This is a genomic window from Nesterenkonia lutea, from assembly GCF_014873955.1.
Taxonomy (GTDB): Bacteria; Actinomycetota; Actinomycetes; order Actinomycetales; family Micrococcaceae; genus Nesterenkonia; species Nesterenkonia lutea.
The window spans coordinates 2,553,841-2,577,252 of the sequence record NZ_JADBED010000001.1; the positions used below are offsets into that span (position 1 = coordinate 2,553,841).

The following is a 23,412-nucleotide window of genomic DNA, read 5'->3' on the forward strand; positions in this document are numbered from 1 at the left end:
GGTGGGAGCCGGTTGGTCCGTGCAAGGCGGCCCCTCGTCCATCCAGGATCAGGTGCCTGGTTGATCATGACAGGGTTTTGCACGTCGCGCAAGTTTATTCTTTTGGTTCTATTGCCGCGTAAGCAGACTTGCAATTAAGGCATTCCGGCATGTCTCAATGCCCGTTCGAACGTGTCGGAACATGGGTGCCGCAATCTTCGATGGCCGTAACCGGTGCTGACCAGGGATGACAGGAGAAAACCCCAGAATTTTGCTGGACGAGAAAAAGGTCTCAGACAGCAGGTCTGCGGTATGATAGCGGAATGGACGACGAGCGCGTGGGCCTGCGCGAGATCAAGAAGCAGATGACCAGGGAATCGATCGCAGCGGCGGCGCTGAAGCTGACGCTGGACAGGGGCCTGGCCAACGTCACCATCGATGACATCGCCCGCGAAGCCTTCGTCTCTCCCCGGACCGTCTCGAACTACTTCTCCTCGAAGGAAGAAGCCGTCGTCGCGGGCGGGTCCTACAGCGCCTCGGAGATGCTGGCCGACTTCGAGGCCAGCCCGGTCGACGAACCGCCGCTGAAGGCGCTCTGCAGAGTCCTCAGTCGATATGCCCGTGAGCGCCCCGAACGGATGCACCGGGCGGCCAGGATGATCGCCCTAGAGGAGGAGAACCCCGGGCTGCGCCCCTTCCGCATCACGCAGCAGGTCGAGCTGGTCGAGGTCCTCAGCGTCAAGATCGGCGCACGCACCGGGACAGACCCCGCCACGGACCTCTATCCCTCAATGGTGGCCTCCGCTGCGGCCACCGCCATGGTGACCTCACTGATGATCTGGGCGCGCGCGGGGATGGCCGATGAACAGATCCCGCTGCTGATCGAGGACGCCTTCAACCTGCTCAGCGCTGGATACCCGCCTCACTCGGACGACCCCCAGGACGACACTGCTCTGGACGCCTAGCCTCTTCCACATCACGTCAGGCAGACTATGGGGAGGAAGAGTCTGGGCAAGAAGAAGGGCCCGGGCTGCACCAGCGGGAGACCTCCCCGCCGGCGCTGCACCGGACCCTTGCATCACTGCCGCCGCAAGGGCAGCCGCTGGATCACTGGGCCAGCACGAAGGCTGCCTCGAGGTCGATCGAGACCTTGTCGCCGACCAGCACGCCGCCTGCTTCGAGGCTGGCGTTCCAGGTCAGGCCGAACTCCTTGCGGGAGATCACGGTGTTGGCGGAGAAGCCTGCGCGAGTGGCACCGAAGGGATCCACTGCCTGGCCACCGAACTCGACCTCGAAGGTCACGGTCTTGGTGACGCCGCGGATGGTCAGGTCGCCGGTGATCTCGAACTCTTCGCCGCTGGCGGTGATGTTGTCCGCCTTGAAGGTCAGCTCGGGGTGGTTCTCTGCGTCCAGGAAGTCCTCACCGCGGACGTGGCCGTCGCGGTCGGCGTTCTTGGAGTTGAAGGAGTTCGCCTTGACGCTGGCGTCAAGGGTCGCCACATCTCCCTCAGAGACGGTGAGGGTGGCGTCGGCCTCTTCGAAGATCGCGCGGACCTTGGAGATGCCGGCGTGGCGGACGGTCATGCCGATCTCGGAGTGCGAAGAATCAAGGTTCCAGGTGCCGGTGCTCAGATGTGCCATGAATAGGTCTCCTTGGGGTTGTGGGTCTGCGCGATCAGCGCAGAGCTGCGGTATGTGACATAGGGGCCAACAGCAGTGTGCCTCGTTTTATTTCAAAACTGAAGCAAGTCCCTCGGATGTCATCCAGAGGTGCGTCTGACCAGGGAGGTCTGAAGCACGACCGGTTCCACGCTGTCGCCCCTCATCAGCTCCATCAGCAGGTCCACGGCCCTGCCGGCGAGCTCGCCCACCGGATTGATCACGGTGGTCAGCGGGGGCCTGGTCAGCTGGGCCGCATGGGTGTCGTCGAAGCCCACCATGGCGATCTGCTCCGGCACCGCGATCCCCCGTGACTGGACCTCGTGCATCGCGGCCACTGCCATCAGGTCTGAGGCCACGAACACCCCGTCCAGATCCGGTGCAGACTCCAGGAGCCGCTCCATGGCGACTGCCCCGGAGGCGGAGGAGAAATCGCCGAACTCCACCAGACCAGCACCCAGACCAGCCTTCTGCAGCGCCGCCTGCCAGCCGATCAGCCGGTCGGCGCCGGCGGCCATGTTCTGCGGTCCCGCGATCGTGGCCAGCCGGCGTCGTCCCTGCGCGATCAGGTGATCTGCGGCCAGCGCGGCACCGGAGACATTGTCCACGTCCACATAGGGGATCCCCACGTCACCGGCGTAGGGACGGCCCACATACACGGCGGGCAGCTTTGTCTCATGCAGCACGGCTGAGAGGTCGTCGTCGCGGTGATGGGAGACGATGATCGCGCCGTCGGTGTATCCGCCGCGCAGGTAGCGCTCGATCTTCTGCCGCCCCTCCCCGGGCTGGCCCATGGCCAGCAGCACCTGCACCGGGGAGTCCGCCAGCCGCTGGGTGATTGAGGCCAGCATCGCCGCGAAGAACGGATCCGCGAACACCCGATCCTCGGCCTCCGGCACGACGACGGCGATCGAATCGGCCTCCTGGTTCACCAGCGAGCGCGCCGCCCGGTTGGGGCGGTACCCGAGCTCGGTGACGGCGGCCTCCACGGCGATCCTGGAACCGGCCCTCACCCGCGGATCGAGGTTGACCGCGCGCGAGGCGGTGGCGCGGGAAACACCTGCTCTGGCTGCCACATCTTCCAGAGTCGGCAGTCGCCGAGCAGGCATGATCCCTCCTTCGTCTCAGTCCACCACACCCGTGGCGGCGACCTGGGCGTACCAGTTGGCCGAGGCCTTGGGGGTGCGCTGAAGCGTATCGTAATCGACCCGCACGATCCCGAATCGGCGGTCATAGCCGAAGGCCCACTCGAAGTTGTCCAGCAGGGACCAGACGAAGTAGCCGCGCACATCCGCTCCGGCGTCCATGGCCTCGCGCACCGCGCGCAGATGCTCGCGGATATAGCTCAGCCGGTCATCGTCCTGCACGAAGCCCTCGCCGTCCGGTGCATCGGGGTAGGCCGCGCCGTTCTCGGTGACATACAGCGCCACTGAAGCCGGGCCGGCGTAGTCGCGGTGCAGACGCAGCAGCAGGTCGCGCAGCCCCTCGGGAAAGACCTCCCAGCCCATCGAGGTGGCGGGCAGCCCGCGCGGGACCGGGACCACGTGCTCCGAGCCCACGTTGGGGTTCGGCGCTCCCTGGGCCCGGGCCTGGGCGGCGGCCGCCGGGGCCTGCGCGGGGTCAGGGCCGGTGAGCAGCTCTCCGGTGTAGAAGTTCACGCCCAGCACGTCGATCGGGGTGGAGATGATCTCCAGGTCGCCTTCCTGGACCAGACCCTCCCGCCAGAGTCCGCGCTGATCCTCGAGCACATCCGCCGGGTAGGCGCCTTCGAAGATTGCCGAGGCGAAGAAGCGGTTGAAGCTGCCATCCAGCCGGCGCGCGGCGTCCACGTCCCCCGGAGCGGTCGGATCAGCCGGCCGGTAGTCGGTGAAGTTCAGGGTCAGTCCCAGTTCGAGCTCCGGATCACGACGGCGCAGCTCCGCCACCGCGAGCCCGTGGCCCAGGAGCAGGTGGTGCGCCGCGGCCAGGGCGTCCTCCGGGGAGGTCCGACCCGGGGCATGGTGCCCGTTCGCGTAGCCCAGGAATGCCGCGCACCAGGGCTCGTTCAAGGTGGTCCAGTGCCGCACCCGGTCTCCCAGCGCCTCATGCAGCACCACCGCGTACTCGACGAAGTGCTGGGTGGTCGCCCGATTCGCCCAGCCGCCCGCATCCTCCAGCGCCTGGGGCAGGTCCCAGTGGTACTGCGTGAGCCAGGGCAGGATCCCGGCGGCCAGGAGCTCATCGACCAGGTCTGAATAGAACTTCAGACCCTCGGGATTCACGGTCACCCCGTCGGGCATGACCCGCGACCAGCTCACCGAGAACCGGTACACCTTGAGGTTGAGCCGCTTCATCAGGGCCACATCATCGCGAAAGCGGTGGAAGTGGTCACAGGCGACGTCCCCGTTCTCTCCGGCATGGACCTTGCCCGGGGTGTGGGAGAAGGTGTCCCACACCGAAGGCCCGCGCCCGCCTTCGGCGACGGCGCCCTCCACCTGATAGGCGGCGGTGGCCGAGCCGAAGAGGAAGTCCGCAGGGAAGGTGACGGTGCTGGGTGAGCTTGCCACTGCTGCGGCGAGGGAGGGATTCATTGTTTGACGGCTCCTTGCATGATTCCGGATACGAGCTGACGGCCCGCGAAGATGAACAGGATGAGCAGCGGCACGGTCGCCATCGTGGCGCCGGCCAGCACGAGCGAATAGTCCACGAAATGTGCTGCCTGGAGCTGCTGCAGAGCCACCGGAAGGGTGGGGTTCTGCGGCCCGAGCACGATGAACGGCCAGAAGAAGTTCGTCCAGTTCAGGACGAAGGTGAAGAGGAACAGCATGGCCGCAGCCGGTTTCGCGGCGGGCAGCGCCACATGCCAGAAGGTGCGGATCATGGAGCATCCGTCCACCGTGGCGGCCTCGATGAGCTCATCGGGGATCGCCTGGCGCAGATACTGGGTCATCCAGAAGACGCCGAAGGCGGTGACCAGTCCCGGCACGATGACCGCCTGCAGCTCACCGGTCCAGCCCAGTCGGGCCATCACCTGGTAGAGCGGCACGACGCCGAGCTGGGTGGGCACAGCCATCGTGGCGATCACGAAGACCAGCAGCGGCACCGCGCCCCTGAAGCGGAGCTTGGCGAAGGCGTAGCCGGCCAGGGTCGAGAAGAACACCACGGAGACCCCGGTGACGGTGGAGACGATGACCGAGTTCATCGTGGCCCGCCAGAACGGCACCGTGTCGATCACGGCGGCGGCGTTGGCGAAGAAGTTCCCGCCCGGCAGAATCGGGAAGGAGTCCCGGGACAGGATGGTCGAGTCGTGGCTGCCGATCAGGAACGACCACCACAGCGGGAACATGCCGCCGAGGATCACTGCGGCCAGGCAGCCATAGACGATCCAGCCGGGTCCCCGCCCGGGACCCCGGGAGCGACGGCGGCCCGCCCTGCGCCGGGATCCGGCCCCGGAGCCGGAGCCTCTGCGCCCGTCCGGGTCGTCGTCCTTGGTCGCTGTCGCCGGTCCCGTGCGCGGGATGATCGGCAGCGGCTTCTCTTCGAGCGCGCTCATCGCTTGACCTCCGAGCTTGAGATGCGGCGGGTGATGATGAAGTTGACCAGGCCTATGGCCACGATCAGCAGGAACAGCAGCACCGCGACGGCGGAGGCCTGTCCGAAGTCCGAGCGGGTCCAGCCCAGCTCGTAGAGGTACATGGTCATGGTCTGCCACTGCCCGTCGGTGCCGCCGCGCCCGTACTGGTCGAACATCCGCGGCTCGTCGAAGATCTGCAGCCCGCCGATGGTGGAGGTGATGATCACGAAGATGATGGTGGGTCGCAGGTTGGGGATGGTGACCGAGATGAACTGGCGGACCTTGCCCGCGCCGTCGATCTCCGCGGCCTCATAGAGGTCGCGTGGCACCGCCTGCATGGCGGCCAGGAAGATCAGCGCGTTGTAGCCGATCCAGCGGAAGTTCACCATGGTGGCGATCGCCAGATGGCTGGGAAGGGTGTCCGAGTGCCAGCCGATCGCATCGATGCCGATGGTCTCCAGGACGGAGTTGACCAGTCCGAAGCGGTCCCCGAAGAGGTTCGAGAAGATCAGCGCCACGGCCACGGGAGTGACCACATAGGGGACCAGCACCCCCATGCGCCAGAAGGTCTTGGCGCGCAGGTTGTAGTCCAGCAGGTACGCGATCAGGATCGCAGCGACCACCTGGGGCGCGGAGGAGAGCACGAAGATCGAGAGCGTGTTGCGCAGCGAGACCCAGAAGGCCCGCTCCCCCAGCACGTGGAGGAAGTTCTCGGCTCCGATGAACTCGCCCTGACCCATGATCAGGTCCCAGTCGTGGGTGGCGACCCAGGCCGTGTAGACCAGCGGGAAGAGTCCCACCACGGCGAAGAGGATGAAGAACGGACTGATGTAGAGGTAGGGCGAATACCGGCGGTCCCAGGTCGAGACCCGGCGCCGGAAGCTCGACTTCGGCTTCCGGCGACCGGTCCTCGGTCCTTGGGCAGGTCCGCCGCTGCGTGCAGTGGTGACGGGGGCTTCAGCAGCAGGGGCGGACATGATCAGCGCAGGGCTTCCATGTCGTTGACGAACTTCTCCCAGGAGGCGTCAGGATCATCGATCCCGTCGACATCCACCCGGTTGATCGCGTCCTGGATCGCCACATTGATGGTCAGATACTCGGTGCCCTTCAGCGGCTGGGTCTCCACGGCGTCCGCCCGTTCGGCGAGGATCTCGCCGGTGGGAGCGTCGTTGAAGAACTCGTTGGTGGACGAGAGCAGCTCGTCCGCCTCCAGCGCCTCGGTGGTGGACGGGAACGCCCCGACGACCTCGAAGGCCTTGAGCTGCTGCTCCGGAGCGGTCAGCCAGGCTGCCAGCTCCTTGGCCTGTTCGATGTTCTCTCCCTGGGACGGGACGGTCAGGTAGGACCCGCCCCAGTTGCCGCCTCCACCCGGGAAGGTGTTGGCGATGTCCCAGCCTTCGACCTCGGCGGCATTTCCCTCGATGATGCCGAGCATCCAGCCCGGGCACATCATGGTGGCGAAGGTCTCCTCCCGCTGGAAGGCGTCGGACCAGTCACCGCTCCACTGCGCCAGGCCCGCGGAGAGCTCGTCCTCCACCGATGCCTGGAGAAGCTGGTCATAGAGGTCCCTGACCTCGGGGTTCTCATCGGCGATGACCTCGCCCTCTTCGTTCTGGTAAGGCACCTCCACCTGGTTGATCATGCCCTGCCAGATGTTGTCCGAGCCGGAGTACCAGGCCGATTCAGACTCGGCGACGAACTCGCGGCCAGCGTCGAAGTAGTCCTCCCAGGTGTCCCCGAGGAACTCGGCCACCTCTTCACGCTCGGACGGAAGCCCCGCCTCCTCGAAGAGGTCGGCGCGATAGCAGACAGCCTGCGGCCCGCTGTCGGTGCCGTAGCCGATCAGACTGCCGTCTTCGAGCACGGCATCCTCGTACTTCCAGTCCAGCCAGCGGTCCTCGAGCTCGGGATCGGTCAGATCTTCGAAGCGGTCCGGGTACTGCTGGAACTCGGCGAGCCAGTCGACCTCGATCGGCTCGATGTCCGAGGCGCCCTGGCCGGCACCGAGGCTGTTGCGCAGTGAATCCCGCGCGTTCTCGGCAGTGTCGATCTTGTTGTGCTCGATCGTGATGTTCTCGTTGAGCTCCTCGTACTCTTCGAAGAGGTCCTCGTAGCCGAACTCGTTGAAGGTGGTGACGCTCAGCGTCACGTCCTCTCCCTCGGCGGCCGCGTCTTCGGAATCCTCCCCGTCGGCTGATCCGCCGCAGGCGGTCAGGGCGAGCGTCAGCACCGAAGTGAGCGCCACCCCCTGCAGAACGCGGGAACGGCCTCGTGCGGGGCCGGCGGCTCGCGTCGGTGCGAGCGGCGCCGCTGACGCGGAGGTGCTGTGGTCCTCGTCGTGCTCGTGGTGGTGATCAGTAGTCCTCATCACGGATATCTCCTTCGATGTGAGGTGCGAGCGGGTCCCCATAGCCTCTTATGAGAGCGCTCTCACGGTGAGATGAAACTAACACCATCTGCAGACTGTGGCAAGGGTCACAGTCCAGTCCGCCTGATCCACCGTGTCCTCACCCGATCCTCAGCGTCCGTCAGAGGCTGATGAGCGGCACAGCCCGGGGGTGAGACAGTAGACTCGGGATTTAGCGCCCACCTCTGACCGCAGCGGTCCTGAGGCTGGGCAGACATTCATCAGCAGAAGGAGGTGCCGGTGGGACTGCTCGACAACCTCGAACGCGGCATCGAAAAGGCCGTCCGCGGTGCCTTCTCAGGACGAGGAGGGAGTCTCGGACCCGTGGAGATCGCCACCGCCGTACGCCGTCATATGGACCGAGAGTCCAAGACCGTCGCCGAAGGCCACAGCCTGGCCCCGAACCTGTACAAGATCCGTCTCGCCGAGGAGGACTTCGCCGAGGCCAAGAAGTACGGGGTCACCCTCGCCGAGGAGCTCTGTGAGGAGATCCTCCGCCACGCCGAATCTCAGGGCTACACGCTGCTCGGACCGGTCAAGGCCACCTTCGTGAAGAACACCGAGCTCAAGCGCGGACAGCTCAGCATCGAGTCCCGCACGGACAAGGACGCGCAGTCCTCCCCGGTGGCGCCTCAGCCCTCCTCCCCGGCTGCGGGCCCCTCCGCAGGAGCACCGCTGCCCGCCACCATGGCACAGCCCAAGGTCGCACCGCGCCCGGCCCCCGCGCCCGCCCCGGCTCCAGCGCCTGAGCGCGCGGCGAGCCTGGAATATGAGGAACGCACCTACCCGCTGCGCCCGGACTCCACCGTCATCGGCCGCTCCACCTCGGCGGACGTCACCGTGCCCGACACCGGCGTCTCTCGCAAACATGTGGAGCTCTTCCGCGCCGGAGGCTCCTGGTATGCCCGGGACCTCGGGTCCACCAACGGCTCCTATGTGGACGGGGAGCAGCTCACCGGAGATCACTCCAAGGTCCAGCTCGCCGACGGCGCCCTCATCTCGCTCGGCAATGCGCGCCTGCGCTTCCGCCTGAGCTGAAGGACACCGACCTATGAGTGAACTCGCTGTCACCGTGCTGCAGTTCGGTCTGCTGCTGCTGCTCTGGATCCTGATCCTCTCCATCATCGGAGCCCAGGGACGGGACATGACGATCTCCAAGCGGTCTCGGGCCCGCGCCGCGGCCTCCGGGCCCAGCACCGCGCCCGGCCCGCGCAGCGGTCCCCCAGCACCTGCCGGACCGAGCCACAGCGGCCCCACTCCGCGGCCGCGTCCACGCCGCCTGCTGGTGAGCGAGGGCCCCCTGGCCGGCACCGAGCTTCCGCTGGGCTCGGCCCCGATCCTGATGGGCCGCGCCCAGGAGTGCACCCTGGTCCTTGATGACGACTACGCCTCCGGCAAGCACGCCAGGCTGTTCCCGCAGGGATCGCGCTGGTTCCTTGAAGACCTCGGCTCCACCAACGGCACCTGGCTCGGTGAGGAGCAGCTCACCCGCGCCTCCACCGTGGAGCCGGGGGACCGCATCCGCATCGGCAAGACCGTCCTGGAGCTGAGGACCTAGCCCGTGCCCCTGGTATTCCGCTTCGCAGCGCGCTCCGACACCGGTGCCGTCCGCTCCAAGAATGATGACTCCGGCTACGCGGGGCGCTATTTCGCCGTCGTCGCAGACGGCATGGGAGGCCATGCCGGCGGCGATGTCGCATCAGCCTCCACGGTGCTGGATCTGGCCCATCTGGACACGCGCGGCTTCGCAGACCCGGACACCGTGCTCCCGGATGAGATCCAGACCGCCAACTCCTTCCTGAACAAGCTGGTCAAGGCCAACCCGAAGCTCGCCGGGATGGGCACCACCATCACCTCGCTGCTGATCACCCAGGACCGGCTGCAGTTCGCCCATATCGGCGACTCCCGCGCCTACCGGCTCAAGCGCAGCCGCTTCCGGCAGGTCAGCAAGGACCACACCTTCGTCCAGCGGCTCGTGGACGAGGGTCGGCTGGACCCGGAGCAGGCGGAATACCATCCGCACAAGAACGTCCTGATGCGCGTGCTCGGCGATGTGGACGCCTCCCCGGAGCTGGACATCACCTCCTTCCCGCTCGAGGCGGGCGAGCGCTGGCTGCTCTGCTCCGACGGACTCAACGCCGTGGTCTCCGAACGGCTGATCGAACAGAAGATGCGCTCCACCCAGTCGCTGGAGTCCATCGTCGACGACCTGGTCGACCTCACCCTGGGCGGCGGCGCCCCGGACAATGTCACGGTCATCTGCCTGGAGGTGGTCGAGGCCGATGAGTCCGCGCTGGAGCCCAGCGAGGAGCTGCCCCTGAGTGAGGCCGCCGTCGCAGCCGCCTCCACCGAGTACGGCGGACCCGACGAGACCATGGAGCTCGACGTGGTCCCCGTGGTCAACACCGCCGCCTTCTCCGCACACGACGACGACGACACCCTCTCCCCGCTCTCCGCCGCAATGGTGCGCAAGAAGCTGGGAGCACGCCCCCACCTGCTGGTCGGAGCCGCCAACAAGGCGGCCGACACCGGCACCGTCCCGGTGGTCGGCCGGAATGTCGATGAGCACCCCATGGCGGCGCTGCTCACGGGTCAGCCGCTGCGCCCGGTGCGCCACACATATTCCGAGCTGCTCGATGACCACCACCCGGACGCCGAGGCGAGCCCGGCGCCCGAGGAGGAGACGGTCTCCGCAGAGTCTGTGCGGCCCGCCGAGGCCGGTTCCGCCGATGCCGTGGCTCCCGCCTCCTCCCGAGATTCCTCCACAGGGTTCGCCGCAGATCTCTCCACCGCAGCCGCCCCGACGAACGACACCTCCGACCAGCCCAGCGGTGAGGGCCCGGAGAACGGAGCCCACCGCGCAGGGGCGGGGTTGGACGAGGACCCTGAGAGCATCCAGGAGGAGCAGCTGATCCTCGACGAGGATGAGCTCGAGGCCCTCGGCAACGTCCGACGCCGCAGCTCCTGGTTCCTTCCCACCTTCGTGGCGCTGCTGGCGGTGCTGGTCGCAGTGGTCACCTTCCTGGGCTACGTCTGGACCCAGACGCAGTACTACGTGGGCGAGGATCAGGGCGAGGTCGCCATCTACAGCGGCGTCTCCCAGTCACTGGGGCCCATCAGACTCTCCGAGGTGGATGAACATGCCGACATCGCCGTGGAGGATCTGACGCAGTACCACCGCCAGCGCGTGGAGCGCGGCATCGCCGCCGATGACCGGGACCACGCTGAACACATCGTGAGCCAGCTCGGCGCGATGGCAGAGTCCAATGCCGAGCCGCGCAGCTCGGAGAGCGACTCGGCGCCGGAGGATCCGGCAGAGGATGATTCGGCACAGGGCGATTCGGCACAGGACGAGGGAGGTGAGCAGTGAACACGCAGACCCACCAGGTGTACAAGCCCCGGCGGAACCTTGAGCTCGTGCTGCTGCTGATGGCCCTGACCGTGGCGATCGGCGCCCAGATGCTGGTCGCCTTCGCGCTGGACGAGCCGATCACCACCGACTACTTCATCGAGGGCGCCGTCTTCGGCGGACTCGTGCTCATCTTCCACGTGATCCTGCGGCTGCGCGCAAAGTACGCGGATCCCTTCATCCTGCCCATCGTGGTGACGCTGAACGGGCTCGGGATCGCCATGATCCACCGTCTGGACTTCACTCCGAACTACGCCGGAGTCGCTGACCGGCAGCTGATGTGGACCGGCGTCTCGATCCTCGCCGCCATGGTGCTGCTCTGGCTGCTCAAGGACCATCGCCGCCTCCGCCAGCTGACCTACATCTCGCTGGCCGTCAGCGTGCTGCTGCTGTTCATGCCCATCCTCCCCGGGCTAGGCTCCGAGGAGAACGGCGCCAGAATCTGGGTGGACCTCGGCTTCGCGTCCTTCCAGCCCAGCGAGATCGCCAAGATCACGCTGGCCGTCTTCTTCGCCGGCTTCCTCGCCAACAACCGCGACCTGATCCTGCTCGCCGGCCGCAAGATCGGACCGATCACCTTCCCCCGGCTGCGCGACCTCGCGCCGATGTTCATCGCGTGGATCGTGGCGATCGGCGTGCTGGTGGTGCAGAACGACCTCGGCAACGCGCTGATGTTCTTCGGCCTCTTCGTCGCCGTGATCTATGTGGCCACGTCTCGGTTCTCCTGGATCGCCATCGGCGCGGTGTTCATGCTCTTCGGCGCCGCACTGGCGTACCAGTTCGTCGGACACTTCCGTGACCGCGTGGAGATCTGGCTCAACGCCTTCGATCCTGAGATCTACAACCGCGCCTTCGGAGGCTCTCATCAGGTGGTGCAGGGCCTCTTCGGCCTCGCCCACGGCGGACTCGCCGGGACCGGACTGGGCTCGGGGAACCCGAACATGGTCTCGCTGGCCAACTCCGACATGATCGTCGCCGCCTTCGGCGAGGAGCTGGGATTCATCGGCCTCTCCGCCATGCTGCTGCTCTACCTGCTGCTCTTCAGCCGCTACATGCGCGCCGGGCTGGGCACCCGCGACACCTTCGGGAAGCTGCTCGCAGTGGGTCTGGCAGTGGTGCTGGTGCTGCAGGTGTTCGTCGTCGTCGGGGGCATCACCCGGGTCATCCCACTGACCGGACTGGCCACTCCCTTCCTGGCCGCGGGCGGCTCCGCGCTGCTCGCCAACTGGCTGATCGTGGCCCTGGTGCTGCTGATCTCCCATGCGGCCCGTCAGCCGGTCATCGTCGGTCCCATGGTCAATGCGACCGGTGAGACCTCCTCGGGCACGGAGTCGCGGCTGCAGTCCGAGGGGCCGGGAGCACGGCAGACAGCCGTGCGCCGGCACAGCGCCCCGCCGGCCCCGCCCGCCCAGGACGAGGAACACACCAGAACAGACCACGCACCTGTGGAGCGGGGAGGAGCCCAGTGAACAACGCCATTCGCCATACCTGGGTCGTCTCCGTGGGGCTCTTCATCACGCTCTTCGCCGCCCTGTCCATCATTCAGGTGGGCATGACGGAGGAGCTGAACGCTCACCCCAACAACGTCCGCCAGCTCTACGAAGACCGTGGCGCCCCCCGCGGGGCGATCACCGTGGATGGAACCGCCATCGCCGAATCCGTCCCCTCGGAGAACTCCAGCTTCGAGTACCAGCGGGTCTATCACGAGCCCGAGCTGTATTCCGGGATCACCGGCACGTACTCCATCGCTGAGACGCCCAGCGGTCTGGAAGGCACCCTGAACGAGTACCTCTCCGGACAGTCAGACAGCCAGTTCTTCGACCGGATCGCCTCAGCATTCACCGGTGACACGATGGACGGCGGCCAGGTGGAGCTGACTCTCGACGGGGAGCTGCAGCAGCTCGCCTATGACCAGATCCCGGACGGCGCTCGAGGAAGCATCATCGTCACCGAGGTCGCCACGGGCGACATCAAGGCCATGGCCACGAAGCCCAGCTACAACAACAACGACCTCGCCGTGCAGGACTCGGCGGAGTATGTCGAGAACAAGGCGGAGCTGGAGGCCGATGATGACTTCCTGTACAACTCCCGGGCGATCTCCAGCACGATGTCTCCCGGCTCCACCTTCAAGCTCGTGAACCTGGTGGCCATGCTGGAGTCCGGGGACTATGAGCCGGACACGATGCTGGAGAACCCGAACTCCATCACCCTTCCTGATTCGAACACCGAGCTGGAGAACTTTGACCGAGGCATCTGCGCGCAGCGTCCGGAGGCGGAGCTGACCTGGATCGTCGCCCAGTCCTGCAACACGCCCTTCGCGGAGGCCGCGATGGAGCTCGGAGAAGACCCCATCCGGGAGAGTGCCGAGGCCTTCGGCTTCAACTCCGAGGACCTCGGGATCCCGCTCGGCGTGGCCACCTCGACCTTCCCCTCAGACCTCTCCGACGCCGCACTGGCCCAGTCGGCCATCGGTCAGTTCGACGTCACCTCCACTCCGCTGCAGATGAACATGGTCGCCGCGGCCATCGCCAACGGCGGCACGCTGATGAAGCCGACCCTGGTGGACGCGATCCGCGGCTCGGACCTGCAGCTGCTCTCGACCTCCGAGCCCGAGGTGCTCTCCGACGTGACCTCGGAGAACGTCGCTGACGAGATCACCGAGATGATGGTGGAGGTCGTGGAGTCCGGCACGGGCACCCGTGCCCAGACGGGCAGCTTCCAGGTCGCGGCCAAGACCGGCACGGCCGACGTCGGAGAGACCGGAGAGGTGAACTCCTGGATCACCGGGTTCGCCCCTGCCGATGACCCGCAGTATGCGGTGACGGTGGCCTATGAGCGGATCGACTATGAGACCGGCTCCGCGCTCACCGCGCCGGCGCTGCTGACCATGCTCGAGGCGGCGATCGAATGAGGCCAACGGTCGGCATCCTGATGGGTGAGCGCTACCAGCTCACCGAACGCATCGCCATCGGGGGGATGGGCGAGGTCTGGAAGGCCTCTGACCAGGTCCTGGGGCGCACTGTGGCGATCAAGATCCTCAAGGAGGAGTACACCGGAGACGAGGCCTTCCTGCGCCGCTTCCGCGCGGAGGCGCGGCACACCGCGCTGCTGAACCACCCGGGCATCGCGGACATCTACGACTATGGGGAGCAGTCGGGCTCGGGGTACCTGGTCATGGAGCTGGTTCCCGGACGTCCGCTCTCGGTGCTGCTGGAGAAGGACAAGGTCCTCTCTTGGGAGAAGACGCTGTCCATCATCGCCCAGACCGGCCGCGCCCTCCAGGTGGCTCACGATCAGGGTCTCGTCCACCGTGACGTCAAGCCGGGGAACCTGCTCATCACGCCCACCCGCCGGGTGAAGATCACCGACTTCGGCATCGCCCGGCTCGCGGACCAGGTGCCGCTGACCGCCACCGGGCAGGTGATGGGCACCGTACAGTACCTCTCTCCGGAGCAGGCCACCGGTCAGCACGCCACAGGGTCCTCCGACCTCTATGCCCTGGGCATCATCGGCTACGAGGCGCTGGCGGGCCACCGCCCGTTCACCGGTGAATCCCAGATCGCGATCGCGCTCAAGCAGGTCAACGAGCCCCCGCCGCCGCTGCCCGAGACCGTTCCTGAACCCGTGCGCGCACTGATCATGTCGATGCTGGAGAAGGACCCCGGCAACCGTCCCATGACCGCGACCAAGCTCGCCGAGGCCGCGGACGCGCTGCTGCGCCACGACCCGGAGTCTGCGCTGAAGGCAGTTCCGGCCATGGCCGCGCATATGGGCGGCGCAGATGCCGACACGGATGCCACGCGGGCGGTGCCGCGGGCCGACACTCAGCCCACCGCCGTGGTCCCAGCTGCAGGTGCCGGAACCGGCACTCGTTCCGGCGCCGCCTCGGCGCGCACCCCCGAGCAGCCCGCGGCGGCCGAGCATACGGCTCAATATGGAGCGACCCCCCGCGCTGGCCAGCAGAACACAGACCCGCAGGACGGGCGCAGCGACCAGCACAGGCTCCATGGCGGCCGCCGCTGGTACTGGCCCCTCATGGCCCTGCTCGCCCTGGTGCTGCTCGCCCTGGTGGCCTCCTATTTCTTCCCGCAGGGCGGCTCCGAGGACGCGGAGGACGGGGCACAGCCCACTCCCACCGTGACCGAGACCATCACACCCGGCACTGAGATGGTCGAGATCTCCGAGGCCAGTCTCCTGGGACTCTCCCTGGACGAGGCCACCGTCTCGCTGCAGCAGGCCGGGATGCAGGTCCAGCCCGAACCGGTGGTCTCCAACCAGCCTGCCGGCGTGGTCACGGGCGTCGCCCCCACCGGAAGCGTCCCCGTGGGCTCCACCATCACCGTGCTCTATTCCGGCGGGTCCCAGGAGATGGAACAGGACGCGGAGCCCGAGGCCCCAGAAGAGGACCAGCCCAACGGGGCCGGTGGACAGGACCAGCAGAGCCCCAACCAGCAGTCCTCTCCGGAGCCCAGCGAGACGGTCTCGCCCGACTCGCAGACCGACGCCGAGGACGAGCCCGAAGCCACCGAGGCCGACCCGACCAGCTCAGCAACGGGTTCAGCGTCGGGCGCGGACGCGGGAAGCGATCCGGACGCTCAGGATGAGCCGGTCAGCCCGGAGACAGGCGCCGGGGACACCGGTGACCGCCCACGGGCTGGCGTCTCAGCCGAGGATGGTCCAGGATCGGAGACAGGAACTGAGCTATGACCGAGACTGCTGAACGCGTCCTCAACGGCCGCTACCGAATCAGCTCGCTGATCGGACGCGGCGGGATGGCCGACGTCTACCTGGGGCATGACCTGTCACTGGACCGCAAGGTCGCGGTCAAGATGCTCCGTCCGGATCTGGCCCGCGATCCCCAGTTCCAGGGTCGGTTCCGCCGCGAGGGCCAGTCCTCCGCGTCGCTGAACCACCCCAACATCGTCGCGGTCTATGACTCCGGGCGCGAGGAGGTCGAGGACCAGTCCCATCACGAGGTCAAGACCCCCTACATCGTCATGGAGTACGTGGACGGCGTCACGCTGCGCCACATCCTCCACGGCACCCCCAGGATCATCGACACTGCAGATGTCGATGACGAGGCCACCCGGGTCGCCGCCGGCTCGGACTCTCCACCGCCGCCGCCCGGAGCAGGGCAGGAGGAGGATGTGCTCTCCCTGGGCGACACCGGCAGAATGCACGCGGGAGAGGACCATCTGCCGGCCCAGCAGGTCGGATCCCAGCTGCAGTACAAGATCGACCACGCGCTGAACAAGCCGCTCTCGGAGCATGAGACCGCCGGTTATATGGACGGGATCCTCGGCGCCCTGGGCTACAGCCATGAGAAGGGCATCGTCCACCGCGACATCAAGCCCTCCAACGTGATGGTCTCGCAGACCGGTCAGATCAAGGTCATGGACTTCGGGATCGCCCGCGCGCTGGCTGATTCGGCCTCCACGATGACCCAGACCTCGGCCGTGGTGGGCACCGCCCAGTACCTCTCCCCCGAACAGGCTCGCGGCGAGGTGGTCGACCACCGCTCCGATCTCTACTCCGCCGGCTGCGTGCTCTTCGAGCTGCTCGCCAACCGGCCGCCCTTCCAGGGAGAATCACCGGTCTCCGTGGCCTACCAGCATGTGCGTGAGGCAGCGCCTGCAGTCAGCGACTTCAATCCGCGGGTGAGTCCGGCCATGGAGTCCGTGGTGGAGAAGGCTCTGACCAAGGATCCCGCACGCCGTTTCCAGACCGCTGAAGAATTCAACCAGGCCATCCAGAAGGCGCTCATCGGCATCGGCGTGGACGACGACGACCATCCCACGGCCGCACTCGGAGCCGTTGGCGGTCGACAGGACTTCAACCAGGTCCTCGCCGCAGGAGCGGCCCCGCTGGACACACGCCTCTCGGCCCGCACTCCAGAGGATCCGGACCTCTACCAGAGGGACCCTGAGCCGGCTCGACGACCCCGTCGTCGTCGCGGGGGTCTGATCCTGGTCTGGACGCTGCTCGTCCTCGCGCTGGTCGGCGGCGGCGCCTACGTGGTGATGAACATGCTCGACTCTTCTGAGGTCTCGATCCCCGATGTCGAGGGACTCGACCGGGAGGAGGCCGTCGGCGAGATCGAGGACGCCGGTCTGAGCTACAGCGAGGAGACCGAGCCGCATCCGGACATCGAGGAGGACCGTGCGATCCGCACCGATCCCGAGTCCGGCAGCACGGTGCCCGCAGACAGCACAGTGATCCTCTACCTCTCCTCGGGTCCGGAGAGCGTGCGAGTGCCCGACGGACTGCAGGGCTCCTCCGAGGACGAGGTGCGTGACGCCCTGGAAGAGGTCGGACTGGAGGTCGGCGAGGTCAGTGAGGAGAACGACCCCGAGGTCGAAGCGGACATGCTGATCAGCACCGATCCTGAAGCTGGCTCTTCCGTGAGCCCAGGCTCCGAGGTGGACCTCGTCCTCTCCACCGGACTGGTGGAGATGCCAGGTGTCTTCAACCGCAGCCGTGCCGAGGCGCAGGCGGTCCTGGAGGATCTCGGACTCAGCGTCACGACCGTGGAGGACGAGCGCAGCGACTATTCCGCCGGCACTGTCGTGGGTCAGCGCGTGAACGGCCAGTCCGTTCGCGCCGGAGATGGCATACCGCAGGGATCTCAGGTGACCCTTGTGGTCGCCGTCGCCCCCGAAGCGGAGCCCGACCCCGAGCCCGCCCCCGATGAGGACGACGAGGACTCCGCAGACGACGACGCCGGATCAGACGGGGGGACCTCGGGTGAAGACGCCGACTCGGACGACGGCGGCGGAGATGCTGCCGAGGATGGCAGTGAGGGCAACGGCAACACCAACGGCGGCAACAGCAGCAATGGCGGCAATGGCGGTCAGAACGAAGACAGCAGCGACCAGGACAACAACAGCGATCAAAGTTCAAGCAACAACAACAGCGGCAATGGCGGCGGCAACAGCGGCAATGGTGGTGGCGCGTCCGATGATGAATGATCCACACAGTTCGGCGGCCGGAAGACCTCGAAGCCGCAGCTCGGTGCTCAGCACAGCTGGCTCTGCCCTGGGCTCAGTCGGCACTGCTCTGGGCTCAGCCGGCTCCGGACTGGGCTCGGTAGGTTCGGTGCTGCTGGGACGTGCCGCCCGCGCGGTGACGAAGCTGCGCGGCGGCGGCGGCTCCGCCTTCCCCGGACTCGTCGTCGAGAAGGTCGACCCGAAGTTCCTGGCCCGCACGCTGCATCGTTTGCCGCGCGGCGTGATCGTCGTGTCCGGGACCAACGGCAAGACGACCACCACCAAGATGGTCGTCGAGCTGCTGCAGGGCCAGGGCCTGAAGGTCTTCACCAACAGCAGCGGCTCGAACTTCACCCGCGGCGTCGTCGCCTCGATCCTGGGGGAGGTCAGGCTCGACGGGAGACTGGACGCCGACATCGCCGTCCTCGAGCTCGACGAGGCCCACGCAGTGCACTTCGTCAAGGCCGTGCAGCCGCACCACAGCCTGCTGCTCAACGTCATGCGGGATCAGCTGGACCGCTTCGGGGAGATCGATACCACGGCGGGTCTGCTGCGCACGATCGCCGAACACACCCAGCAGGGGGTGGTGCTCAATCGGGAGGATCCCCGCGTCCGCAGCATCGCGCACAGCCTCCGCGACCAACAGGTGGACTACTTCGGCCTCAGCGAAGCCCTGCGCAGCCATTTCCCCAGCGACGACGACTTCCGTTCGGGTCCCTCTGCCGCCGCCGATCACCCCAGCGCCGACGTGGTCCTCGAGGCGCTGACCGAGGGCGGCGGACGGTTCACCCTCGACGGCGAGAGCGTCACCACCGCGCTGACCGTCAACGGCGCCTACAACACCTTCAACGCCGCCGCCGCGCTGGCCGTGGTGCGTCAGACCCTGGGCGAGACGGTGGACTCGGCAGCCCTGATCGATTCCCTGGCGAAGGTCTCACCCGCCTTCGGCCGCGGCGAGAGCCTCACCGTCCAGGGCAGGTCCCTGGACCTGGTCCTGGTGAAGAACCCCTCCGGATTCAGGCTGGGGCTCAGCTCCTTCGCCCCCGCCGGCGTCGCCACGATGATCGCGATCAACGACAACTATGCCGACGGTCGCGACATGAGCTGGCTCTGGGATGTCGAGTTCGCCTCCCTGGCCGAGGAGCGTGTCCGGATGATCTCCGGCGTGCGCGCCTATGACATGGCGCTTCGGCTGAAGTACGACGGCGTGGACTTCGATGCCGTGGAACCGGATCTGCGGACGGCGCTGGAGACGTTCCTCGCGGACAACCCCGACCAGCCTGCCCGGATCTTCTGCACCTACACGGCCATGCTCGCGCTGCGGAAGCTTTTGGGCGCCTATACAGAAGTGGAGGCCTTCTGATGGCATCTGGAGAAGCCAAGCCCATCCACGTCTTGCAGCTCTACCCCCGAGACATGAATATCTACGGGGACTTCGGCAATGCGCTGGTGCTCTCGCGTCGCCTGCAGTGGCGCGGCTATGAGCCGATCCTGCACAGCTATGACCCCGAGGACGAGTTCCCCGAGCAGGTGGACCTCGTCATCGGCGGAGGCGGACAGGACAGCGGGCAGGACAAGATCCAGCAGGATCTGCTGCGCCTCGGCGATCGGCTGCATGCTCTCGCCGAGGCGGACACCCCGATGCTGATGATCTGCGGGCTGTATCAGCTCTTCGGTCATTCCTTCCTGACCAGGGAGGGCAGGGAGATCCAGGGAGTCGGCATCCTGGACCTGAGGACCGAGGGCACCGACACACGACTGATCGGCAATGTCGTCGCTGAGTCCAAGGAGTTCGGCGAGATCCTCGGCTACGAGAACCATTCCGGACAGACCTACCTCGGCCCGGGCGTGGAGCCGCTGGCACGGGTCACCAAGGGAGAGGGCAACAACGCCCGAGACGCGCACGAGGGTGCCCGCCACAGGAACATCGTGGGAAGCTACCTGCATGGTTCCCTGCTCCCGAAGAATCCCGCGATCGCCGACTTCCTGATCGCAGCCGCGGTGGCGAACCGCTACGGAGAGCAGATCCAGCCGTCGATCGAGCCTGCGGGCTCAGCCCAGCCGATCGACGAGCTCACCCGGCTCGCGCGGTCCACTGCGACCAAGCGGCCCCGCTAGGAGTCCAGCCGCTGCAGGTCAACGAGTCCCGGGCCGGGCGACGCCCCGGGTCGGATGCAGGCGCGGGTCAGACGCAGCCGCGGATCATTTCCAGCGCATCGTCATGAAGAAGCCGATCATGATGATCCCGAAGCCGATGATCACGTTCCAGCCACCGACTGCGGCAAGCGGGGCGGCTCCCTGGGTGATGTACCAGACGATCAGCCAGAGCAGTCCGAGGACCATCAGTCCGATCATCGTGGCACGGTACCACAGCGGCAGCGACTCGTCCTCGAGCTCGAGATCCTTCAGCTCCTTGGGCTCGGCATCGTTGAGCGGAGACTTCTTGGCTGCGGTCTTCTCGGACTTCCTGCGGTTCCTGCGCTGCTTGGACTCTGCCACGTCGGTTCGGCCCCCTTGAGGATTCGGCACGGATCTCGGTTCGGTATCCTTGTTCCACGACCGTGCACGCCTGGCGCGCGGCCTCTGTCTGCGCGCCATTCTACCGTTCAACTGTGATGCCCGCCCCACCCGCCGTTCGGAGGACCCATGTCGCGAGGCCGCCGCCGCGGGGCTGGGACCCGCATCCTCGGTGTCACCGGAGAGCTGCTCATCACCCTCGGCGTGATGGGTCTGCTGTTCGTGGTCTGGGAGATCTGGTGGACCGGGCTCGACGCGAACCGTGAGGCCCAGGCCATCGAGGATGATTTCCACAGCCGCATCGAACAGGGTGAGGCCGATGCTGGGTCCGACTCTGCGGCAGATTCCGAGCAGACCGAGTGCCAGCAGCTGCCCGATGGCTCCGCGGCGACCTGTCCCGAGCAGATGGAGACGGTCGGCACCGGCGCGATGGCGGTCCTCTACGCTCCGGCACTGGGCTCCGACTGGTCCGCGCCGGTCCGCGCCGGGGTCGACGACGAGACGCTGAACGCCGGCGGCGTGGGCCACTACCCGGAGACCCAGCTTCCCGGGGAGGCCGGGAACTTCGCGGTGGCGGGTCACAGGCTGACCTACGGCGACGTGCTGCGCGACCAGGACCGGCTCTCCACAGGGGATGAGATCTATGTGGAGTCCCCCGACGGCTACTACACCTACGAGGTCTACGAGAGCTACGTCGTGCTGCCGCATCAGTCCGAGGTGGTCCTGCCGGTGCCCGGCGAGCCCTCAGCGCAGGCTGATCGTTCGCTGCTGACGCTGACCACCTGTCATCCGCTGTTCTCGAACCGGGAGCGGCTGATCACTCATGCCGAGCTGGTGGACTGGTCTCCCCTCTCGGCAGAGGCTCCCGCCGCCGTCGCCCAGGGAGGTGGCTGAGATGTACGCCTGGCTCTTCCGCCGGCTGCCCGGTCCGCTCGGCGTGCAGATTCTGCTCGCCCTGCTCATCCTGGCCGGTATCGTGTTTGTCCTGATGCAGTTCGTGTTCCCGTGGCTGAGCCAGTACAGCCCACTCAATGACTCCACGCTTGAAACGATGACGTCCTCGGAAGGCCTCCGAGGCGAAGGGACCACAGTATGAGCGAGACTCCGGCCGCAGCCCGCATCCTCGTCGTCGACAACTACGACAGCTTCGTCTACACCCTGGTCGGCTATCTCCGTGAGCTGGGCGCCGAGGCCACTGTCATCCGCAACGACGACCTCTCGGTGGACGACGCGAAGAAGCTCGCCGCCGAACACGACGGCGTGCTCATCTCTCCCGGCCCGGGCACTCCCGGGGAGGCCGGTGTCTCCGTGGAGCTCATTCGCTGGTGCGCTGAGGCCCAGGAGCCGATGCTCGGGGTCTGCCTGGGCCACCAGGGCCTCGGCGAGGCGTTCGGCGCCACGGTGACTCACGCGACGCAGCTCATGCACGGCAAGACCTCACCTGTGACCCACACCGGCCATGCGTCCTTCGCCGGACTGCCGGAGACGTTTGTGGCCACCCGCTATCACTCGCTCACGGTGGCCCCGGAGACCGTTCCCGAGATCCTCGAGGTGACTGCCTCCACCGAGGACGGCGTCATCATGGGGCTGGCTCACCGAACCGCACCGCTGTGGGGCATGCAGTACCACCCGGAGTCCGTGCTCACCGAGGGCGGCTACCGGATGCTCGGCAACTGGTTGGAATCGATGGGTCAGCATGGCGCCGCGGAGAAGGCGGCACAGCTCAACCCGATCCGCTGAGCAGCGTGCGCGGGCGCCGCTCAGATGTCCCCGCGGGCAGAGACCCTCTCGACACACATTGCGGGCCCGGCGTGATCGCCGGGCCCGCAATGTGTTCTGCTGTGTTCTTCTACGCCGCTCGGCTCAGGTGGCCGGCTTCGGTGAAGGAACGTTCTTGCCCTTGGCCTCGTCAGCGTTCTGCGCGTTGACGTTGGTCTCTCCCGTTGGCCCGGCCTTGGTCTCCGGAGCTCCGGAGGGCTTGGGCGCGGCAGAGGTGGTCTGCGGGGCTGTGGATGCCGGCTTGGTCGGCGCCGCCGGTGTGCCCTGCCCAGCCGGCTTCTCGGCTGAGGTCACCGGCTTGGGAGCCGCCGTGGAGGAGGTGGCCGGGCGGGTGACCGGCTCCGGCTTCTTCCACGGGTCCTCGATCGGCTGGCTGGCGCGCCATGCGGCGACACCCGCTGTCACGGTCGCAGCCACGAGGCCGAAGACCAGCAGGCCCTTCTTGCGGCTGTTCGAGCGCTGTCTGGCCTTGAGCGCCTTGGCGGTGCCCTTGGCATAGGCCTCGGAGCTCTTGCGCAGCTTCTTGACGATCTTCTTGTCGCCGGTGGCCTTGATCAGGGCCTTCTCCACGCGCGGATCGAGTTCGGCACGGTGGATGAGCTTCGCGGTCTTGTCCGCGTAGCCGCCCAGTCGTGCCGAGGTGGCCGGAACGTACTCAGAGGTGAACTGCGTCTTGGCAGTGTCATATCTGCCGACGATCCTGGCGATCTCGGCCCGCGCCTGCGGGGGGAGCCTGTCGTACTGCGAGGCGACGCCGCCTCCCGCGACGGAGGAGTACTCCTTGACCTTCTGGCCGGCCACTGAGGCCCCGTCGTTCACTGCCGTCAGCGCGCGCCCTGAGGCATCCTGCACCTTCGGAGCGGACTTCCGGTAGGTGCCTTCGGCCCAGTCTGCAGCCGCGCCCAGCTTGGGAGCGGTCCAATCGCGTGCGGTCTCCACCCCGGCGAGCACGATGTGCTCCCAGGAGTGGTTCCGCTTCTTCTTCTTGCCGAACATGCATGTCCTCCGAATTCGGATAGGTTGCTCTCTTCAGCTTACGTGGTCTGCCGCTCACCTGCTATGGCACGGCCCATACCCTCATCATCCCCCCAGCTGGCACCTGGCGCCACCAAGAGTGAGAGAA

At 66.9% G+C, this 23,412-nt stretch carries 21 protein-coding genes; 13 read left to right on the forward strand and 8 right to left on the reverse strand.

Going from position 1 to position 23,412, the window contains the following annotated elements; genetic code table 11:
* Nucleotides 1–302: 302 nt before the first annotated feature.
* Complete coding sequence (locus H4W27_RS11655) at nt 303–944, forward strand: TetR/AcrR family transcriptional regulator (RefSeq protein WP_192596079.1); 642 nt, start codon at nt 303–305, stop codon at nt 942–944.
* 142 nt (nt 945–1,086) lie between these two features.
* Here H4W27_RS11655 and H4W27_RS11660 read toward each other — a convergent pair whose 3' ends face one another.
* From H4W27_RS11660 to H4W27_RS11685, 6 genes are all read right to left on the reverse strand, one after another.
* Nucleotides 1,087–1,620: a YceI family protein gene (locus tag H4W27_RS11660; RefSeq protein WP_192596080.1), complete on the reverse strand. Its 534-nt coding sequence runs from the start codon at nt 1,618–1,620 to the stop codon at nt 1,087–1,089.
* A 119-nt stretch (nt 1,621–1,739) separates the two neighbouring features.
* Nucleotides 1,740–2,747: a LacI family DNA-binding transcriptional regulator gene (locus tag H4W27_RS11665; protein ID WP_192596081.1), complete on the reverse strand. Its 1,008-nt coding sequence runs from the start codon at nt 2,745–2,747 to the stop codon at nt 1,740–1,742.
* 15 nt (nt 2,748–2,762) lie between these two features.
* Nucleotides 2,763–4,208 (reverse strand): GH1 family beta-glucosidase, encoded by a 1,446-nt coding sequence (locus H4W27_RS11670; protein ID WP_192596082.1) that lies wholly within the window; start codon nt 4,206–4,208, stop codon nt 2,763–2,765.
* On the reverse strand, nt 4,205–5,170 hold the full coding sequence (locus tag H4W27_RS11675) for a carbohydrate ABC transporter permease (RefSeq protein WP_192596083.1): 966 nt from the start codon (nt 5,168–5,170) through the stop codon (nt 4,205–4,207). Before H4W27_RS11675 ends, H4W27_RS11670 begins: the two co-directional genes overlap by 4 nt.
* A complete protein-coding gene (locus H4W27_RS11680) occupies nt 5,167–6,168 on the reverse strand; it encodes a carbohydrate ABC transporter permease (RefSeq protein ID WP_192596084.1) in 1,002 nt (333 codons plus the stop codon). Before H4W27_RS11680 ends, H4W27_RS11675 begins: the two co-directional genes overlap by 4 nt.
* A 2-nt stretch (nt 6,169–6,170) precedes the next feature.
* Nucleotides 6,171–7,562 (reverse strand): ABC transporter substrate-binding protein, encoded by a 1,392-nt coding sequence (locus tag H4W27_RS11685; RefSeq protein WP_404821854.1) that lies wholly within the window; start codon nt 7,560–7,562, stop codon nt 6,171–6,173.
* A 276-nt stretch (nt 7,563–7,838) separates the two neighbouring features.
* Between H4W27_RS11685 and H4W27_RS11690 the strand changes: the two genes are divergently transcribed.
* Genes H4W27_RS11690 through H4W27_RS11730 form a run of 9 tightly spaced genes read left to right on the forward strand, consistent with a single transcriptional unit; the run spans nt 7,839 to nt 20,111 of the window.
* On the forward strand, nt 7,839–8,636 hold the full coding sequence (locus H4W27_RS11690; RefSeq protein WP_192596085.1) for an FhaA domain-containing protein: 798 nt from the start codon (nt 7,839–7,841) through the stop codon (nt 8,634–8,636).
* 13 nt (nt 8,637–8,649) lie between these two features.
* Nucleotides 8,650–9,156 carry an FHA domain-containing protein FhaB/FipA gene (locus tag H4W27_RS11695; protein ID WP_192596086.1) on the forward strand — a complete coding sequence of 169 codons (507 nt, stop codon included), beginning with the start codon at nt 8,650–8,652 and terminating at the stop codon, nt 9,154–9,156.
* 3 nt (nt 9,157–9,159) lie between these two features.
* Nucleotides 9,160–10,968 (forward strand): PP2C family protein-serine/threonine phosphatase, encoded by a 1,809-nt coding sequence (locus H4W27_RS11700; RefSeq protein WP_192596087.1) that lies wholly within the window; start codon nt 9,160–9,162, stop codon nt 10,966–10,968.
* Between the two features lie 59 nt (nt 10,969–11,027).
* Nucleotides 11,028–12,476, forward strand: a complete 1,449-nt coding sequence (locus tag H4W27_RS11705) for an FtsW/RodA/SpoVE family cell cycle protein (RefSeq protein WP_192596587.1) — start codon at nt 11,028–11,030, stop codon at nt 12,474–12,476.
* Nucleotides 12,473–13,918, forward strand: a complete 1,446-nt coding sequence (locus H4W27_RS11710; RefSeq protein ID WP_192596088.1) for a peptidoglycan D,D-transpeptidase FtsI family protein — start codon at nt 12,473–12,475, stop codon at nt 13,916–13,918. Before H4W27_RS11705 ends, H4W27_RS11710 begins: the two co-directional genes overlap by 4 nt.
* On the forward strand, nt 13,915–15,714 hold the full coding sequence (locus tag H4W27_RS11715; RefSeq protein WP_192596089.1) for a protein kinase domain-containing protein: 1,800 nt from the start codon (nt 13,915–13,917) through the stop codon (nt 15,712–15,714). The genes H4W27_RS11710 and H4W27_RS11715 overlap by 4 nt, the downstream gene beginning before the upstream one ends.
* Nucleotides 15,711–17,975 (forward strand): protein kinase domain-containing protein, encoded by a 2,265-nt coding sequence (locus H4W27_RS11720; protein WP_192596090.1) that lies wholly within the window; start codon nt 15,711–15,713, stop codon nt 17,973–17,975. Before H4W27_RS11715 ends, H4W27_RS11720 begins: the two co-directional genes overlap by 4 nt.
* On the forward strand, nt 17,965–19,356 hold the full coding sequence (locus tag H4W27_RS11725; RefSeq protein ID WP_225939105.1) for a Mur ligase family protein: 1,392 nt from the start codon (nt 17,965–17,967) through the stop codon (nt 19,354–19,356). The genes H4W27_RS11720 and H4W27_RS11725 overlap by 11 nt, the downstream gene beginning before the upstream one ends.
* Entirely contained in the window at nt 19,356–20,111 is a 756-nt protein-coding gene (locus H4W27_RS11730; RefSeq protein WP_192596091.1) for a type 1 glutamine amidotransferase, read from the forward strand. The genes H4W27_RS11725 and H4W27_RS11730 overlap by 1 nt, the downstream gene beginning before the upstream one ends.
* An 84-nt stretch (nt 20,112–20,195) precedes the next feature.
* Here the strand turns inward: H4W27_RS11730 and H4W27_RS11735 are convergent, their stop codons facing one another.
* Nucleotides 20,196–20,492 (reverse strand): cell division protein CrgA, encoded by a 297-nt coding sequence (locus tag H4W27_RS11735; RefSeq protein WP_318782340.1) that lies wholly within the window; start codon nt 20,490–20,492, stop codon nt 20,196–20,198.
* 147 nt (nt 20,493–20,639) lie between these two features.
* On the opposite strand from H4W27_RS11735, the gene H4W27_RS11740 reads away from it, so the two are divergent.
* Genes H4W27_RS11740 through H4W27_RS11750 form a run of 3 tightly spaced genes read left to right on the forward strand, consistent with a single transcriptional unit; the run spans nt 20,640 to nt 22,250 of the window.
* Nucleotides 20,640–21,404 (forward strand): class E sortase, encoded by a 765-nt coding sequence (locus H4W27_RS11740; protein ID WP_192596093.1) that lies wholly within the window; start codon nt 20,640–20,642, stop codon nt 21,402–21,404.
* A gap of 1 nt (nt 21,405) precedes the next feature.
* Nucleotides 21,406–21,606, forward strand: coding sequence for a hypothetical protein (locus tag H4W27_RS11745; RefSeq protein ID WP_192596094.1), 201 nt, complete (start codon nt 21,406–21,408; stop codon nt 21,604–21,606).
* Complete coding sequence (locus tag H4W27_RS11750; protein WP_192596095.1) at nt 21,603–22,250, forward strand: aminodeoxychorismate/anthranilate synthase component II; 648 nt, start codon at nt 21,603–21,605, stop codon at nt 22,248–22,250. The genes H4W27_RS11745 and H4W27_RS11750 overlap by 4 nt, the downstream gene beginning before the upstream one ends.
* Before the next feature lie 123 nt (nt 22,251–22,373).
* On the opposite strand, the gene H4W27_RS11755 is transcribed toward H4W27_RS11750, so the two are convergent.
* Entirely contained in the window at nt 22,374–23,285 is a 912-nt protein-coding gene (locus H4W27_RS11755; protein ID WP_192596096.1) for a hypothetical protein, read from the reverse strand.
* Nucleotides 23,286–23,412 lie beyond the last annotated feature (127 nt).

Bases quoted from the DNA above. Each gene is read 5' to 3' on its own strand.
- H4W27_RS11655 (WP_192596079.1), top strand. From the start codon at position 303: ATGGACGACGAGCGCGTGGGCCTGCGCGAGATCAAGAAGCAGATGACC.
- H4W27_RS11660 (WP_192596080.1), bottom strand. From the start codon at position 1,620: ATGGCACATCTGAGCACCGGCACCTGGAACCTTGATTCTTCGCACTCC.
- H4W27_RS11665 (WP_192596081.1), bottom strand. From the start codon at position 2,747: ATGCCTGCTCGGCGACTGCCGACTCTGGAAGATGTGGCAGCCAGAGCA.
- H4W27_RS11670 (WP_192596082.1), bottom strand. From the start codon at position 4,208: ATGAATCCCTCCCTCGCCGCAGCAGTGGCAAGCTCACCCAGCACCGTC.
- H4W27_RS11675 (WP_192596083.1), bottom strand. From the start codon at position 5,170: ATGAGCGCGCTCGAAGAGAAGCCGCTGCCGATCATCCCGCGCACGGGA.
- H4W27_RS11680 (WP_192596084.1), bottom strand. From the start codon at position 6,168: ATGTCCGCCCCTGCTGCTGAAGCCCCCGTCACCACTGCACGCAGCGGC.
- H4W27_RS11695 (WP_192596086.1), top strand. From the start codon at position 8,650: ATGAGTGAACTCGCTGTCACCGTGCTGCAGTTCGGTCTGCTGCTGCTG.
- H4W27_RS11705 (WP_192596587.1), top strand. From the start codon at position 11,028: ATGGCCCTGACCGTGGCGATCGGCGCCCAGATGCTGGTCGCCTTCGCG.
- H4W27_RS11715 (WP_192596089.1), top strand. From the start codon at position 13,915: ATGAGGCCAACGGTCGGCATCCTGATGGGTGAGCGCTACCAGCTCACC.
- H4W27_RS11720 (WP_192596090.1), top strand. From the start codon at position 15,711: ATGACCGAGACTGCTGAACGCGTCCTCAACGGCCGCTACCGAATCAGC.
- H4W27_RS11725 (WP_225939105.1), top strand. From the start codon at position 17,965: ATGATGAATGATCCACACAGTTCGGCGGCCGGAAGACCTCGAAGCCGC.
- H4W27_RS11730 (WP_192596091.1), top strand. From the start codon at position 19,356: ATGGCATCTGGAGAAGCCAAGCCCATCCACGTCTTGCAGCTCTACCCC.
- H4W27_RS11740 (WP_192596093.1), top strand. From the start codon at position 20,640: ATGTCGCGAGGCCGCCGCCGCGGGGCTGGGACCCGCATCCTCGGTGTC.
- H4W27_RS11745 (WP_192596094.1), top strand. From the start codon at position 21,406: ATGTACGCCTGGCTCTTCCGCCGGCTGCCCGGTCCGCTCGGCGTGCAG.
- H4W27_RS11750 (WP_192596095.1), top strand. From the start codon at position 21,603: ATGAGCGAGACTCCGGCCGCAGCCCGCATCCTCGTCGTCGACAACTAC.
- H4W27_RS11755 (WP_192596096.1), bottom strand. From the start codon at position 23,285: ATGTTCGGCAAGAAGAAGAAGCGGAACCACTCCTGGGAGCACATCGTG.